Origin of the sequence: Gottfriedia sp. S16(2024) (assembly GCF_050473765.1) — a bacterium.
Classification (GTDB): domain Bacteria; phylum Bacillota; class Bacilli; order Bacillales; family Bacillaceae_G; genus Gottfriedia.
Genome location: NZ_JBFLUO010000001.1, coordinates 1292745 through 1310519, shown reverse-complemented (window position 1 = coordinate 1310519; position 17775 = coordinate 1292745). Strand labels below are relative to the sequence as shown.

Sequence of the window (17775 nt, the reverse complement as noted above, 5' to 3'; positions counted from 1 at the left end):
TGGTGTAGCACGGATAGTGCCCACATCGCTCGGACCAGCCATTTTACTTACAATAATGCGGAACCCTAGATGTGCTTTCACTCATAGTCGGTCGATTATATTGGTCGTCCGGTAGAAACTTATGGGCCATATCCCCATGATTATATGAGTTATTTATATATTTGTACCTTGATTATGTTACACATGCTATTCAATATTTTCAAGTAGAAAATGCAGGAAAAGGTGCCCCATTAGAAAAAAACTAATGGAACACCTTCTATTATGTTCTACGCATATAAGCTTTTACAGTAAGTGGTGCAAAAATTGCTACAATTACAGCAGCTCCAATAAGCGAAATGATTAGATCTGATCCTGCAGTTCCTGCGTTCGTAAGATTTCTGACAGCAGTGATCAGATGTGAAATTGGGTTTATTTTTACAAACCATTGAAGCCAATTTGGCATTGTATCAACTGGTACAAAGGCATTTGAAAGAAATGTTAATGGAAATAGTGCTAGCATAGAAATCCCTTGTACACTTGATGCTGTACGTGCAATTACTCCAAAAAACGCAAAAATCCAACTAATCGCCCATGAACATACAATTACAAGTAGCCCCGCTAAAACTACATAGCCCAAGCCACCTTCAGGGCGATATCCCATTATATATCCCATTGTGAAGGTAAGAACTGTAGCGATTGTATAACGAATCGTATCCGCCAATAAAGCTCCGGCCAGTGGTGCAATACGTGCAATCGGCAGCGACTTGAATCGATCGAATACACCTTTATCCATATCTTCACGCAATTGTACACCTGTAACAATCGAAGTAGTAATGACCGTCTGCACTAAGATTCCTGGTATGATTACTGGTAAATAACTCTTAACATCCCCAGAGATTGCTCCACCAAAGATATAAGTAAACATAAGTGTAAAAATAATAGGTTGTAACGTAACATCAAATAATTGTTCTGGTGTACGCTTAATTTTTAGTAGACCACGATAAGCCATCGTAAATGAATTTTTTACTGATTGACTAAAACTAGTTTTATTTTTTAATTGACGATAAGCAGCCGGTTTTATTGATGTGCTCATACCCTCACTCCCTCCATTTCTTTTGTTTTATCTGACTCCTTTGCTCCATCATTTTCAACGCTGTTACCAGTAATCGTAAGGAATACTTCATCAAGAGTCGGCTTTTGTACACTCATTTCAGTTAGATGGATGCCTTCATCACGTAGGGCAATTAGAAGGTCGGTTACTCGGTCAGCATCCGCCATAGGGGCAGTAATCTTTCCTTCTACTAATGCGATATTGGATTTTACTTTTAGTACATGTTCTACTGTCTGACGCGCCTTTTGAACATCCCTTAAATCTTGAACTTTTAATTGTAACGATGAACTACCAACCGAAGCTTTCAATTCATCAACAGTACCCTCTGCAACTACATGACCACGATCTATTACTGCAATTCGATCTGCTAGTTCATCCGCCTCTTGAAGATATTGTGTTGTTAATAGAACTGTTGAACCTTCTTTTACTAAACGACGAATAGTATCCCACATTTGATTTCTTGTACGAGGGTCTAAACCAGTTGTCGGTTCATCTAAGAAGATAAGTGGTGGCTGAGCAATTAAACTTGCTGCCAAATCTAATCTACGACGCATTCCACCTGAGAAATTTTTCAATGGACGTTTTGCTGCCTCTGTTAAGCCAAATTCCTCTAATAAATCCGCTGCTTTCTTTCGCGCTTCCGCTCTACCTAGACCTAGTAATCTTGAAAATATAATAAGATTCTCTGTAGCACTTAGTGACTCATCAACTGAAGCATACTGACCAGTAACTCCAATTAGTTGACGTACAATATGAGCCTTTTTTAATACATCATGACCGAATATGCTTGCAGTACCTGCGTCTTGTCTAAGTAGTGTAGCCAACATTCTAATTGTGGTTGTTTTCCCTGCACCATTTGGTCCAAGTACACCGTAAATACTTCCCGCACGAACGTTTAAATCCACTCCATCAACCGCACGATTATCACCAAATGTTTTAACTAAACCACTCGCTTCTACTGCCAAATCTCCATTATTGGGGGTAATTATTTTTTTATTTAAATATTCCAATTCACTTCCTCCTTTACGACTTATTACAAGATGAATATATCGACTAATTATGAATTAAGTATGAACTTTAAATAAAAATTTTCTTTACGAATAATTACAAGCTAGAGGATACAATGTTCAATGTAAAAAAACTTCCCTTATCTAATTTAAGGGAAGTTTTTTTACATTGATTTTCAGACTGATTGCAAGCATTTGGCGGGCAGTCTGAAATTTAGTCATGTACTATGGTTTGATTTAGTAGTAGGAACTCTGTGTTAATATTAGATAAAAAAGGAGTCGCTTCACCTAAGCTATATAGATGTAATTGATGCATTGCTCGTGTACACGCAGTATAGAATAGTCTTCGGAGACGATCATCTCCATAAACTTGAGCTGATGCATCATAAATAATCACTGCATCGAATTCAATTCCTTTTGCCAAATATGCAGGAATAATGACTACACCTTGTTCATATTCAACTGAGTTTCTCTTCACGTGCTTGATTCCTTCTACATCTTTTAATGCTTCATATGCATCTAAACTTTCTTCGGCAGATTTGCAAATGACCGCAATTGTATTAAATTCACTTTTCTTTAAGTCTTCGATTTTAGATGCAATATGGCTGTGCAAATCTTCTCGATTAGATAATTGTGTTAACACAGGCTTATCCCCAACTCGTTCAAAAGGCGTAATTAGATTGCCTCCAGGTATAAGTCTACGTGTGAACTCTACAATTGGTTTTGTTGATCTGTAACTGCGTGTCAGATTAATCACTTTTGTTTCATCTGGCCCATATAAGCCTTTAAGTACATTAAAATCACCCATCTCACTGGCATGAGCAAAGATTGCTTGATTAAAGTCGCCTAGCACCGTCATTTTTGCAGAAGGAAACAATCTCTTCAAAAATTCAAATTGGAAAGGAGAATAATCTTGAGCTTCATCTACAAGTACAAATTTAATCGAAACATTTGATTGGAAGCCTTGAACTAATTCTTTTAAAAGTAAATACGGTGTAGCGTCCTCATAAAACAATTTGCCTTCATCTAACATATTTAACGTTAACTGACATATGTCTTCCCAATTCTCAGGGGTATCTCCTTCAATCCATTGTTCAATTTGAGTTGGATCAGAAAATAACTGTTTATAGACTCCTTTTATGTCAATGAAACGCAATCCTCGAACCCATTCACGTAGTGGCTTTAGTTTTTTACGCACAACCATTCGACCTAATACCTTAGTTTCTTGTTCGTAATCATCGAATGAATTATCTTTAAATTGTTTTTTCTGTAAGTACTTATATGCTTTTTGATAATCATCTTTGCTGAGTAACTCGATTTCATCTTGTACCCATGTTTTTTTCAATTCTAGCTTTTCCATTTCATTGATTTGCTTGTTTAACCATTCCGTCAACTTCTCTAATCTGTTGTTAAATTTTAAAGAAGGATCGGTGCTATAAAATCTTTCATATATTTGTTTAGCTGTAACAACTGGTTTACCTCTAAATTTAAATCCTCTAAAGACCATTCCAGATGATTCCAGTGATTGTCTGTATGCCTTTATTGTCTCAAAGAAACGAGTTGAAGCTTTAAATTGAATGCTTGAAGTCCTAGTCTTATAGGAAGGATCATCGATAGCAGTTAACACATATTCTAATTGCTCATAATTATCCTCAACTTGGAACGCATCACTTAGCCTATGAACTAAATATTCTTGGAATGTAACTTGTTGCATATTTTCTTCGCCTAGTTCAGGTAAAACTCTCGATACATAGTTATTAAACATTGCGTTAGGAGAAAATAAAATAATTTGATCTGCTTTTATCCAATTTCTATATTTATAGAGCAAATATGCAATCCTTTGTAGAGCTGCAGATGTCTTTCCACTACCAGCCGCCCCTTGAACAATCAGTAATCTACCTTTGTCATAACGAATGATCTGATTTTGTTCTTTTTGAATGCTGGCTACTATGCTTCTCATATGCTTGTTTGTTCCTTTACCAAGCACATGCTGTAAAATCTCATCACCTATAGTGAGACTTGTATCGAACATTGATTCAATTACACCGTTGCGGATAATGTATTGCCATTTTTGGTCTAATACGCCATTCACTTTTCCCCCAGGTGTATCATACTCAGCAGGACCAGGTGGATAATCATAGTAAACACTTGATACTGGGGCCCTCCAATCATAAACTAAAATATTCTCTCCAGTTTCGTCCATTAGTGTTGAAACACCAATATAAATACGCTCTGTTTCAGACACACCTTCTTCTGTAAAGTTAATTCGACCAAAATAAGGAACCTCTTTCATCCGACGAAGTGCTGATAGTCGGTTAGAAGATTGCTTATGATTAATTTGGCCGATCGCCAAAAGTTGAGATTGTTGTCTTAAACTAATAACCGTCTCTAAATAGTCATCAAAACTATCTGTGTTGACTTTAACCTCATCCCAGAAATTTTTACGAACATTGATTACTTCGTTTCTACGTTGGGCTGTTTCGTCTGTTAATTTACTAATTTTGTCCGTGATTAGATCTAATACAGCATTTACTCTTACTTGTTCTTTTTGAAGTTCGTTGTTCATTTCATGCACTCCTTTAAAAGATAAAAATGGGGGTTGACTCAAGAGGATTTGTATAGTAAAATTAAAGTAGGGAAAATATGACTTCTTTATTTTTTTATTTATATATACTGTATTAATCTACCACGTTTTTATCTTTTAGGCAATAGTCCACGTTTGAAATCATCATTATTTCATCTCAATTACTAATTTTCGTAAACTCAATAATCAAAATGACCCACCCAAAAATGATCATTTCATCACTTATAGTAAGGTCATCCTTATTATTTATTAATTTCTTCTGTACATACTTCAATTTGCTAAATTTACATCTTTATTAAAACCCGCCATATTATTTATGATTATTCCTAAATACAAATTCTCCATTCACAATAGTAGCTTGAACATTAAACTGACAATCAATTAAGACGATATTTGCTTTTTTCCCACACTCTATGCTTCCAACTTCATGTTCAATTTTAAGTAATTTTGCTTGGTTAAGACTGACCATCGGTAAAATAGTTTCTAAAGGCACCTCTAAAATGTCATTTAAATTTTTTAAACACTCCATTAAATTAGTCGTGCTTCCTGCTAATGAACCTGTTTCTACTGTTCGAGCAATTTTATTTTCCACTATAACGTCTAGTGTACCAAGATTATAGGATCCATCTGGTAAATCAGCAGCCGCCATTGAATCACTTATTAAAAAAATACGTTCTGTCCCTTTTGCTTTGACTAAAAGTTTAATTGCTCCAGGGTGGACATGCTGTAAATCTGCTATACATTCACAATAACATTGATCATTTGTTAGAACGGCACCAAGACACCCAGGATCACGATGATTAAATCCCCTCATGCCGTTAAAAGTGTGAACAGAAATTCTTGCCCCATGTTCAATTGCGTTATTCGTTGTGTCGTAGTCTGCATTTGTATGACCCATAGACACGTGAATTCCTTTATCTGTTAACAATTTAATAGCTTTCTCTGCATGCTCTTTTTCTGGAGCTATTGTGATTACTTTGACCGTATTATTGGAAATTTTTATGAGTTCAACTAACTCATCAGTATTTAGTTCACGAATATACTTGACCGGATGTGCACCACGGTGCTCAGTAGTAATGTATGGGCCTTCTACATATGATCCAATGATTTCCGCTCCTTCTGTCTGTCCCATCGCCTCATTTATGATTTTTACAGCTTTTTTAATTTTTACGAAATCATGAGTCAAAGTAGTTGGCAAAAATCCTGTAACTCCATGACGAGCAAGTGACATAGACATTTCTTGTAATGAGTGAATACTCCCATCCATCGTGTCATTCCCAGCAATCCCATGAATATGTAAATCAATCATGCCTGGAATGGCTGCAAAAGTAGAATAATCTAATATTTCACAGGCAGGTCTATTCGTAGTTACTCCATTTATTTTTCCGTTTTTTATTAGTATATAGCCAGCTTCAATTACTTTATCGGGTGTATAAACCTTATCTACCTTAATTGCTTTCATAACTCTTCCCCCTCTATTATTCGCAGGTATACTTTTTCAAAAGAACAATAGACAACACCAAAATAGGATGCTGCCTGTTTGTTTAATACTTATACGTGTAAGTAGTTTAATTTTTTTAAAGTTAAGTAACATGCTCCATACAGCCCTGCATCATTTCCAAGAATCGAAGGAAATACGGTTGTTTCTTGATGATAAATCGGCATGGTTTCCTTTTTAATCTCAGAGTTGATGTCCTGAATAAACTGTTCTCCCTGCTCAGCAATTCCTCCCCCAATAATAATTGCCTCTGGGTTCAGAAGGTGAACTATATTTGAAAGACCTATGCTTATATAACGGATAAACCTTTTATATACGCCAGTAGCAATTGGATCTCCTTTTTCTACTAAAGACAAGATTTCTTCTCCAGAGATTTTCTCTATAACTTCACCAATTTTGTTCTTTTCATCAATAAAGTCACTTACTAACGCTGAAGTAGCAGCATATCTTTCAAAGCACCCTTTCCGTCCGCATCCACAAGAGCGTCCGTTATTAATGATGACGGTATGACCTAGTTCTCCTGCTAAATGACGGGATCCGCTTACAATATTCCCATCTATAATAATGGTGCTCCCAATACCTGTTCCTAATGTTAAAAAAACTACATTTTTCTTCCCTTGAATTGCACCCTTCCACTTTTCACCGAAACAAGCACTTTTCACATCATTTTCAACACTAACGGGTAATTTTAATAAATTGAAAAGTATTTCGCCCAACTTCATTCCTGAATAGTCGAGTATATTGTTGGAAAATAAAATTTCACCTGTTTCATGATTTACAAGACCACACGATGAGATTCCGATTCCTGCAATTAAAAAATCATTTTGAAGCTTTTTTATTTTCTCAACTAAAAGTTCAGGAAGTAGCTTTTGTATATTATTTTTAGGTGTTGGTACCTTATCTTTGTAGACCATTTGCCCATCACGATTTATTAGTCCAAATTTGATAAATGTACCCCCGATATCAAAACAAACTATATTTTCCACCTTAATCACCCCCTGTTAACTCCTTCACCTTAATGAGATTAAAGTAATGTTGAACTTTAGTTAATTCAACTGATCCAGTCCGCTCTGAGGCAGCATTGGCTATCCCGCAGGCACATGACCACTTTAAAATATCTTTAATTGAATAACCTTTCGAATGCGCAAAGGTAAAGCCTGCAAGCATGCTATCTCCTGATCCAACTTGATGCACATCTGTCAAAGTTGGAACAATTGCCTGCAGTGTGACATCTTTGCTAATTAAAAGAGCACCTTCTTTTCCTAAAGAAAGTAATACGTATTCGGTACCCTTTTGACATATATCCCGGGCATGCAAGATCATATCCTCAATTGATAATTGGTTTAACCCGATCAACTTGCAAAACTCTTCTCTGTTCGGCTTAATTAAAAAAGGCTTTCCCTTTATGCCATTTGCTAGTGATTCTCCACTTGAATCTAAAAGAAAATACTTCCCTTTTTGTTTTGTTTTTTCTATTAGGTATTTATAAAAATTAGAGTTGATCCCGTATGGCAAGCTGCCAGAACCTACAATATAGTTATTCGATTCTAGAATAGTATCAAAATTTTTCAAAAATTCTTCTCTTTCATTCTCCAATATCTCAGGCCCTTGTTCAAGAATTTCTGTATGACCTTCTTTTGATTCTATTACTAAACAAAATCTTGTCTCTCCATTTATTCCTACAAAACGATTAGTTAAATTGTAAATTGGGAGTTGATCAGCTATCCACTCGCCGACTTTTCCGCCTAAAAACCCGGTACAAGTGACTTTAGCCCCTAGCTGAGATAATACACGTGAAACGTTAAGCCCTTTTCCACCAGCTGTTTTATCTACATCTGTAACACGATTTACACCATCTAAATGGAAGACGGGAAGACTATACCGAATATCAATAGCAGGGTTTAATGTAATTGTAGCAATCATATTTCTAACCCCGATTCATACTACCGCACATTTTAATTTTATCAGCAACGACTATTTTCATTTCTCTTACTGCATCTTTAAAGTAATATCTAGGGTCATTGGCATCTGGGTGTTCTTTTAAGTAACTACGTAATCCATTAGCAAAAGCTATTTTTAATTCAGTTGCAATATTTACTTTACATATTCCACTTTTAATCGTTTTTTGTACTAATTCATCTGGTAAGCCCGAAGCCCCATGTAGAACTAGCGGAATATCAACTTCTCTTTGGATTGCACTTAATCGTTCAATATCTAATTTAGGTTCTCCTTTATATAAACCGTGGGCCGTCCCAATAGCAACGGCTAATGAGTCAATTCCTGTTCTAGAAACGAATTCTTTAGCTTGAGCTGGGTTTGTATAAATTTGATCCTTTTCATCCACTTCAAGGTCATCTTCTACTCCACTTAGACGGCCAAGTTCCGCCTCCACAGCAACTCCAAATGAAGAAGCATAATCGACTACTTCACGAACGATTCGAATATTTTCTTCAAAGTCATAGTGAGAGGCATCAATCATGACTGAGTGAATTCCACTATCAATTAAAGCTTTAATATCCATAACTTTTTCATGATGATCTAAATGAAAACAAATTGGAATATCGTATCTTTTTTTTGTGGCTTCCATCATACTAATTAGAAATTCTTCCCCCATATAACTAACTGTACTTGGCGTAGCTGCGATCATAACCGGTGAACGTAGCTCTTGGGCTGTTTCTAAAACTGTTTTCATTGTTTCTAGGTTATGGATATTAAATGCTGGAACTGCGTAACCTTTGGATTGTGCCTCTAAAAGTACCGTACTTCTTGATGTAATCAAGATAAATCTCCTCCATTCTTCATCTCATTTGTAAAAGGGTGAATCGTAACTCCTTTAACAACTCTGTTAACTACTCCTAATGGAGAAGGGTTATCTGGAGAAAAGCCGAGATTAATAGATTTATACATAGCAAAAGTTTGCGCGTATAAGATAAAAGGGAAAGCTAGAAAAATATCTTCACTAATATTCGGTAGATCTACATGAAAGAAAAGATCACTATATTCTTCCGCTACCTGATCTTTTAAAGATGAAATCGCCACTACTTTACCTCGATTCGTTTCTTTATAAATCTCTTCTAAAATGTCAAGATCGTACTGCCTTGTATAAGGGTTACAAGATAAAAATACAAATACAACAGTATCTTTATCTAAAATGGATTTAGGTCCGTGTCTAAAACCTAGTGAGGTATCAAAAGTAGAAGGAATTGTCCCGCCTGTTAGCTCCAATAATTTTAATGACGCTTCTCTTGCTAAACCTTCAAAAACCCCTGAGCCTAAATAAACAACTTTTTGAAAAGACGAATTCGCCAGTTGTTTAATACTTTCCTCGCTCCCGCTAATAATTGAATGACCAGCATGTATAAGTTCATCAACTTTCTTCTCCCATGTATGAACCTGTTCAATATTAAAAAGTAGTAGAGCCGAGAAAAGCATAGTTGTAAAACTACTCGTCATTGCAAATCCTTGGTCATTTGCTTCTTCTGGCATATAGATGACCAAATGGTTATGATCATTTTTCTTCTTTTGAGCCAGTAATCCATCTTGATTACATGTAAAAACAATTCCATAAAAATCATCTATAACTTGTTCCCCTAAATGAATAGCAGCCAAACTCTCTGGACTATTTCCTGATCGAGCAAAGGAAATCATGATTGTTGGAAATTTCTTGCTTAAATAAGCGTATGGATTTGACACAATATTTGTCGTAGCAATACTCTCTACTACTATTTTTTTGTTGTTAACGATTTGTTTTAAATAAGGAAGGACTGTGTCACCAACAAATGCAGATGTACCAGCGCCAGTTAAAATAATGCGTAACTGTTCGTGTTTATTTTCAATGCTCTTTAAAAATGTAAGAATTCGATCTCTATTAAATAAAAGAATATCCTTTGTTTCGTTCCACAATCTAGGTTGCTGGGCTATTTCTTTTGCTGTATGGCTTGCGCCGACATTCATTCTCTCATTTTCACTCGATTTTAATAGCTCCATACTATTTCCTCCTGTTTTACTGTTAATGTCATCATTACCAGTTAGGTTAAATAGATACTTCTTGTATCTATTTTAACTCTACTGTATAAGTAAACTTATCCCCTCTTGCAATAGAAATTGTATACTCAATTACTTTGCTTTGATCATAAGTTACTCGTTTAAGCATTAGACATGGTGCACCCTCGATTATGTTTAGCATTTCTGACTCCACTTTATTTGCACTAACAGCCATAAAGCTTTCTAAAGCGCTAGAAATATTCACATTATATTGGGTTCTGAAGATTTCATACATCGGCGTATGTTGCAATTCTTCACTCGAAAGATTTTTAAAATCCTTTACGGGTACATAGGAGGTCTCGTATAACATCGGTTCCTGATCTGCAAGTCTTAACCGAACGATCTTAAATACCTCTTCTTCTACCGGTATATCCATGACCTTTGCTACTTTACTATCACAATTGATTTTTTCAAAAGAAACGACCGTTGTCGTTGGGACTTTCCCTGCCTTTTTCATTTCTTCTGTAAAACTATAAAATTTTACAAGACTTTGGTTATACGTTCTTGGAGAAACATATGTCCCCTTGCCATGAACTTTATAAATATAGCTTTGTTTTTCAAGCTCTTGCATCGTCTGCCTTACCGTTGTTCGGCTAACTTGATACGTATCGCATAATTCTCGTTCAGATGGTAGCTGATCGTTCTCAGCAAGTTCGCCTGATTCGATTTTTTCTAATAAAATATCCATTAATTGATAATAAAGCGGAAGTCGAGAATCCTTTTCTACCATGATTAGCTCCTTTAGGTGGTATCTTTGTCATAACCAGTTAAATATACATCTATTATACATAATATTGAAAAAGATACCACCTTATGTCGCAACAGAAATTTCTACAAAATTCTCTCTTCTGTCATTTTTAATTTTTTCATATAATCACCTAGTGAAACCATTGTTCCCGAAACTCTTGATTCCTCTGCTGCATAAGCGATCATATGACTTTTAGCTGACACGATCGCTGATGTTAAGCTGCCTTTGTCCTTCTTAGTTACGCGTTGTATGAAATCAGCCATAATACTTGTATCGGCTCCCATATGGCCACCATCTACAGTTGAGGGCTTAATTAATTCCTTCTTACCTGAAAAATAATTAACTTCAATTTCATTTTTAGCATCATTTCCAACTATTTCGCCTTTTGTTCCCATAATTTTAAAGTTACGGAACGTTTCATTTGTAAATGCAGTCATAGCAAATGCAACTGTTACGTCATTTTCAAATAATAAATTAACTACCTGATGGTCAACAACATCATTGTCACAGTGATATACGCAGCGACCATATGGTCCCTCTTGAATTGCCTTTAGTCTACTATCAAGACTAGAACTTGCTGAAATGACATTTGCTGGCCAAACATCACGGTCATGTAAATACCATTTAGCCGCTGAATAAGGACATTCCTTTTCCACCTTACAACCATCCAAACAGCGATATGTTGAACCTTCTGGTGCGTTTTCCTTTTTAAAGTAAGTTAAACTTCCATATGAAGATACACTCTTGCACTCAGTACCAATGAGCCACGCAAGCATATCCATATCATGGCAGCTTTTTTGTAAGAGCATTGAGCTAGATTCAGAAGAATTACGCCAGTTACCACGTACAAAACTATGAGCTTGGTGAAAATAACCTACATTCTCGTTCCACTGGATTGATACGATGTCACCGATTACTTTTCGATCAACAATTTCTTTTAATGCTTGATAAAATGGCGCATACCTCATAACGTGACAAACCGTTAATAATGTATTATGCCTTTCTGCTGCTTCTGCTATTTCTAGTGTCTCAATTGGTTCTGGTGACATTGGTTTTTCTAATAAAATGCTATATCCTTTTTCAATTGCCTTCATAACGGGCTTATAATGATTACGGTCTGGGCTACAAATTAGTAGAGCCTCACATAGCTGTTCTTTTTCTAACAGCTCAGTCCAGTCTTCAAATCTCATATTCTCAGGGATATTGTGAGCTTCCGCAAACTTTTCTCTTTTTTCTTTATTTGGCTCCGCTATTGCAATGAATTGAATTTCATGTGGATACTGTAGTGCATATGATCCATATGCATAGAATCCTCTACTTCCTGCTCCTATTAAAGCTGCTTTCATAATCAGTTTCCTCCAAGCTTTGTAAGATTTTTATTTATTTCCTGTAACTGCAATTCCTTCAATAAATTGTTTTTGCAAAATCATAAATAAAATAAGCATTGGTAAAATTGCTAAGAATGATCCTGCCATTAATACTGGGTAATTTGTTAGATATTGTCCTTGCAGTGATGACAAACCGACGGATAACGTCATTGATTCTGGTGAGCTATTAACAATCATTGGCCACATTAATTCATTCCAGCTCCATAGCGTTGTAAATATACCTAAAGCAACTAAACCTGGCTTTGCTAAAGGAAGCATGATTTTCCAATAAATTTGGAAATGATTACAGCCATCTAATCTAGCTGCTTCTTCTAATTCCTTTGGTAACCCCATAAAAAACTGTCTTAAAAGGAACGTACCAAATGCACTAAATAGACCTGGAACTACTACTGCTTGTAAAGTGTTTAACCAGCCTAATTTCACCATGATCATATATTGTGGCAATAAAAAGACCTGGCCTGGTACCATTAAAACCGATAAAGCTATTAAAAAAAGAATATTTCTTCCTGGAAATTCAATTCTCGCAAATGCGTATGCAGCTAAAGAACATAATAATAATTGTCCAATAGTACGAATCACTGTAATGATTAGCGTGTTAAACATAAATTTAAAGAATGGTAGTAAATCAAAAACATCTTTATAATTCACCCACTGGAAATGCTTTGGAACAATAACAGGCGGAACATGAATCGACTCAGCATAAGTTTTTAATGAAGTTAGTAACATCCATATAAAAGGGAAGACCATCGCCAAGGCGCCGACAATTAGAATTAAATGAATTAAGATGGTTTTACTTGTGATCTGAAGTCTTGCTTTCTCCAATGGTTACTCCTCCTTCAATCATAATGAACCCATTTCTTTTGTAAAACCATTTGAATCGCTGTAATGATTAAAATAATGATTAATAGTAAAACTGCAATTGCGGCAGCATAACCTTTATCATTTAACACGAATGCGTGCTGGTAAAATAAATAGACGATTGATTGAGTACTTTCCAGTGCTGTACTGCTTTTCCCAATCATCATAAAAATTAAATCAAACACTTGGAATGCCCCAATAAAGGACATGATTGTTACGAAGAATATAACTGGGGAAAGTAACGGTAGTGTTATTTTAAAGAAGACCCTGATTGGCCCAGCACCATCTATTTCCGCTGCTTCGTAATATGTTTTTGGAATCCCTTGAAGCCCTGAAAGAAAAATAACCATGTTATAACCGAGCCCACTCCAAATTGCTACGACAATTATTGAATATAGTGCAACTTTCGGATCACTTACCCACTGTGGACCTTTAATTCCAAAGATGGATAAAAGATAATTTAGCAGCCCATAGTCAGAATTATATAGCCATCTCCAAACCATAGCGATTGCTGCTGGCATGGTAATAACAGGTAAAAAATACAGTGTTCGATAAACAGACTTACCCTTAATTTTTTGGTTTAAGAGAACTGCTATAAGAATCGATAAGAAAATACCGATTGGAACTGTAAAAATGATATAAATTCCTGTATTTTTAAATGACTGCAACAGATTAGAATCTTCTAGCATGCGTCTATAATTATCCAATCCTGTCCACTCATATTGCCCAAATGCTCCCCATTCCGTAAAACTGAAGTAAATCGTTTGGATAATTGGCCATAAGTAGAAAATTGTTAAACCAATCATTGTTGGTGCAATCATAAAATACGCCCAAAGATAATCTGATCGTTTTCTCGTCTTTGCTAAGCTTGGGATCTTTAATTTACTTTTTGATTTTATTTCAACTTGTAGAGGCATTTCCTTCACTGTATTCACTCCTTTTAAGAGAAATAAAGAGAAGAAGTCATTCTAGACCTTAGAGAGCTTCTTCTCTTCATTTTTTTAGTTCTTAGCTAGTGCCTCGTCTGCCTTTTTCGTTAATTCTTTTGCAGCATCTTCAACACTTTCTTCATTACTCCATGCTTTTTTCAAGATATCTGTTTCATACTGCCAGATTTCGCCTGTATTTTTCACACTAGGTAGTGGAACTGAATAGTCAACTCCATCAATAAAGGCTTGAAGATTTAAATTTGGAACAGCTTTTAGCCAAGCATCTTGTGTACCGTTGTAAGCAGGGATTACTGTACCAGTTTTCGCATACACTTCTGCTGCTTCTTTAGAACCAAGAAATTGAACAAACTTCCAAGCAGCATCTTTATGCTTCGTATTCGCCGCAATTACATTTGATAATCCATGAATAGAAACTGCACGTTGTTTTCCTTTTGGTACAACAGCTACATTTAAATCTGGGTTTTTCTTATACTCTGGAACCATCCAAGGTCCATCAAACATCATTGCAATTTTTCCTGAAGAGAATAACTCTGATGGTGCTGTTTCCGTCATTTGAGCTTGTGTTGGAGACAAGCCTTCTTTTATAAAACTAATATTATATTTAAGTGCTTCAATTGCTTCAGGTTGATCAAATCCGACCGACTTGCCGTCATCGGAAATAATATGTCCACCATTTTGCCAAATGAAGTCATAATATCCGCCTTGGTTACCCATTAAAGCAGCAAAACCATAAATACCTTTTTCTTTATTTGTAAGTTTCTTTGCTACTTCTTTTAACTTATTCCAATCCCAAGTATCATCTGGGTATGGTATACCTGCTTCATCAAAAATCTTTTTGTTATACCAAAATCCAGTTATATCAAAGTCTTTTGGGATACCATAAAGTTTTCCGTCAACTGTATAAAGATCGACTAATGACTTAGGATAATTGTCTAGACTATAGTTATCCTTTGATGCTAAGTCACTAAGTGGGACAATTACTTTGCCTTCCGCATATTGGACTACATGAGCCCCGTTCATCCAAAAAACATCCGGCAATGCTCCTCCTGTAGCAGCTGTTTCTAGCTTTTGGAAATACTGTGCATATGGAGTAAGCTCCGTTTTCACTTTAATATTAGGGTACTTTTCATTAAATAATTTTATAATTTCATCAACCGCAGGAACTTGCTTCTTATCCCAATAACCGTAAGTAATTTCAACCTTTCCATCTTTTGCATCCCCCGATGTATCACTGCTACCACATCCAGCCAATCCTAGTAAGCCTAAAGCCAAGGTTAGTAGCAAAATAAGCCACTTTTTCATCCCATTCCCCTTCTTTCTCTTAAAAGTTTAATAGCCTTTCAATCGAGTAGTTTCTCTAATGACACCTTTTGAAGTAAAACTCCACGAATATGTTGTCATGATGTTATTACCAGTTAACTTGTAAAGGCTTACAAAAAACGTTTGATTTTCTAATATAAAAGTTTCATCACCCCTATTTCACTTTCATTAACCACTTAGTAATGATGTCATTACCAGTTGTAAGTAGTATATCACCTCTTTTTTAAATCCTGAACACTTTTTTTAATTTTTCGAAAAATTTAAATCGACATGATTCGTCATACTATTCGTTATTTAGTCATTATCACTTATTCCCTGTCACAGCAAAAAGAACCTTCAAGTCAATGTCAATTGAAGGTTCTTTACTTTATTATGCTATTTATAAATATTAACTATAAGCTAGCTCTTTTTCATTTAATCCAAGCGCTTTTGAAGTTGAAGCTTGAATTTCCTCTAAAAGTTCTGGATGTTCTTCTAGAGATATGCCAAATGAAGGGATCATTTCTCTAATCTTTGGAGCCCACTCCATCATATGCCCGGGGAAGCATTTTTCTAATACTTCAAGCATTACATGAACTGCTGTTGAAGCACCTGGAGATGCTCCAAGTAATGCTGCGATTGAACCATCAGCTGCACTAACTACTTCAGTACCGAATTGAAGTGTTCCTTTTCCAGCTGGCGTGTCTTTAATAACTTGTACACGTTGACCAGCAACTACGATATCCCAATCCTCACTCTTAGCATTTGGAATAAATTCACGTAATTCTTCCATACGTTTTTCATTCGATAATAAGACTTGTTGGATTAAATATTTCGTTAATGACATCTCTTTTACGCCTGCCGCTAACATAGTCATGACGTTATTAGGTTTTACAGAACTAATCAGATCCATATTTGAACCTGTTTTTAAGAACTTTGGTGAGAACCCAGCAAAAGGTCCAAATAATAATGACTTTTGGTTATCGATATATCTTGTATCAAGATGCGGAACAGACATTGGTGGTGCACCAACTTTAGCTTTTCCGTATACTTTTGCGTGATGTTGCTTTGCAACTTCCTGATTTTTACATACTAAGAATAGTCCACTTACAGGGAACCCTCCAATATGTTTTGACTCAGGGATACCAGTTTTTTGTAGTAAAGGTAGACTAGCTCCTCCGCTTCCGATAAATACGAATTTTGCAATGTGGGAATCAATATTTCCAGTGCTCATATTATACACTTTTACTTCCCACCCGCCGTCGCTAGTACGTTTAATGTCTTCAACATTATGTCTATAGTTAATCTCGACATTCTTGCTCTCTAAGTGCTCAAACATCATACGTGTTAAAGCGCCAAAGTTTACATCCGTTCCTGAGTCTATTTTTGTTGCCGCTATTGGTTCATTAGATGTGCGTCCTTCCATGATTAGCGGAATCCATTCTTTCAGCTTTTTTGCGTCCTCTGAGTATTCCATTCCTTTAAATAGAGGATTGTTAGAAAGCGCTTCAAATCGTTTGTTTAAAAATTCCACATCTTCTTTACCTTGCACTAGACTCATATGAGGAATTGGCATGATAAAGTCCTGTGGATTACGAATCAAGTCGTTGTTTACAAGATATGACCAAAATTGTCTTGAAAGTTGAAACTGTTCATTAATTTTTATGGCTTTACTAATATCAATCGATCCATCAGCTTTTTCTGATGTATAATTAAGCTCACATAATGCAGCATGTCCCGTACCTGCATTATTCCACTCATTAGAGCTTTCTTCCCCTGCTTTTTCTAATTTCTCAAATACTTTAATTTCCATTTCCGGTGCTAATTCTTTTAGTAATGATCCCAAAGTCGCGCTCATGACTCCAGCACCAATTAAGATAATGTCTGTTCTAGTTTGTCTGTTGCTCATAATAACCTTCCTTTTCCCCTTTATTTGCAAAAAAGTAGGTTTTCCTGCTTAGGTGTCACAAAAAGCAAGGCACCACCTAGGAACACACCTTTTCTGTCTCAATTATATCTTATTAATAGTATAACACATTTAAACCATCTTTTAATAATAGTATATCACTATTTAATTATATCCAATTAATAGTATATTTCTATTACTAATTGCCCTAAAAAAATTTTTTCTTTATCTGATAATTATAAACTATTTAAAGAATGTAAAAAAGTTAAAAATCTATCATTAAGGTCCTTATTTTAGAAAAATAAATTCTAAAGCATTCATACTTAATGAACTAGACACTTTTATAGTAAGCGCTTATTTTAATATTATCTTGCGTACAAAAGAATATAACGAAAGGAATGAT

At 35.6% G+C, this 17775-nt stretch carries 14 protein-coding genes and 1 riboswitch; all 14 genes read right to left on the bottom strand.

Annotated features, from left to right (window positions below):
- Positions 1–64 precede the first annotated feature (64 nt).
- Positions 65–168: riboswitch (purine riboswitch) on the bottom strand.
- Between the two features lie 91 nt (positions 169–259).
- On the bottom strand, positions 260–1072 hold the full coding sequence (locus tag AB1282_RS06225) for an ABC transporter permease (protein ID WP_056467245.1): 813 nt from the start codon (positions 1070–1072) through the stop codon (positions 260–262).
- Positions 1069–2100 (bottom strand): ATP-binding cassette domain-containing protein, encoded by a 1032-nt coding sequence (locus AB1282_RS06220; protein WP_390310716.1) that lies wholly within the window; start codon positions 2098–2100, stop codon positions 1069–1071. The genes AB1282_RS06225 and AB1282_RS06220 overlap by 4 nt, the downstream gene beginning before the upstream one ends.
- 211 nt (positions 2101–2311) lie before the next feature.
- Complete coding sequence (helD, locus tag AB1282_RS06215) at positions 2312–4663, bottom strand: RNA polymerase recycling motor HelD (RefSeq protein WP_429898707.1); 2352 nt, start codon at positions 4661–4663, stop codon at positions 2312–2314.
- Between the two features lie 328 nt (positions 4664–4991).
- Complete coding sequence (nagA, locus tag AB1282_RS06210) at positions 4992–6143, bottom strand: N-acetylglucosamine-6-phosphate deacetylase (RefSeq protein WP_429898706.1); 1152 nt, start codon at positions 6141–6143, stop codon at positions 4992–4994.
- Between the two features lie 89 nt (positions 6144–6232).
- Positions 6233–7165: an ROK family protein gene (locus tag AB1282_RS06205; RefSeq protein ID WP_429898705.1), complete on the bottom strand. Its 933-nt coding sequence runs from the start codon at positions 7163–7165 to the stop codon at positions 6233–6235.
- Between the two features lies 1 nt (position 7166).
- Complete coding sequence (locus AB1282_RS06200) at positions 7167–8102, bottom strand: 1-phosphofructokinase family hexose kinase (RefSeq protein WP_056467230.1); 936 nt, start codon at positions 8100–8102, stop codon at positions 7167–7169.
- Between the two features lie 4 nt (positions 8103–8106).
- Positions 8107–8958 (bottom strand): tagatose-bisphosphate aldolase subunit GatY, encoded by an 852-nt coding sequence (gene gatY / locus AB1282_RS06195; protein WP_429898704.1) that lies wholly within the window; start codon positions 8956–8958, stop codon positions 8107–8109.
- Positions 8955–10166 (bottom strand): SIS domain-containing protein, encoded by a 1212-nt coding sequence (locus AB1282_RS06190; RefSeq protein ID WP_056467225.1) that lies wholly within the window; start codon positions 10164–10166, stop codon positions 8955–8957. The genes gatY and AB1282_RS06190 overlap by 4 nt, the downstream gene beginning before the upstream one ends.
- Before the next feature lie 67 nt (positions 10167–10233).
- A complete protein-coding gene (locus AB1282_RS06185) occupies positions 10234–10953 on the bottom strand; it encodes a GntR family transcriptional regulator (RefSeq protein ID WP_056467224.1) in 720 nt (239 codons plus the stop codon).
- Between the two features lie 101 nt (positions 10954–11054).
- Positions 11055–12320: a Gfo/Idh/MocA family protein gene (locus AB1282_RS06180; RefSeq protein WP_056467223.1), complete on the bottom strand. Its 1266-nt coding sequence runs from the start codon at positions 12318–12320 to the stop codon at positions 11055–11057.
- A gap of 27 nt (positions 12321–12347) precedes the next feature.
- Positions 12348–13106 carry a carbohydrate ABC transporter permease gene (locus AB1282_RS06175; protein WP_082459363.1) on the bottom strand — a complete coding sequence of 253 codons (759 nt, stop codon included), beginning with the start codon at positions 13104–13106 and terminating at the stop codon, positions 12348–12350.
- An 89-nt stretch (positions 13107–13195) separates the two neighbouring features.
- Positions 13196–14134 (bottom strand): carbohydrate ABC transporter permease, encoded by a 939-nt coding sequence (locus tag AB1282_RS06170; RefSeq protein WP_056467304.1) that lies wholly within the window; start codon positions 14132–14134, stop codon positions 13196–13198.
- Positions 14135–14218: 84 nt separating this feature from the next.
- Positions 14219–15469 (bottom strand): ABC transporter substrate-binding protein, encoded by a 1251-nt coding sequence (locus AB1282_RS06165; protein ID WP_056467221.1) that lies wholly within the window; start codon positions 15467–15469, stop codon positions 14219–14221.
- Between the two features lie 406 nt (positions 15470–15875).
- Entirely contained in the window at positions 15876–17375 is a 1500-nt protein-coding gene (locus AB1282_RS06160) for a malate:quinone oxidoreductase (protein ID WP_429898703.1), read from the bottom strand.
- Positions 17376–17775 lie beyond the last annotated feature (400 nt).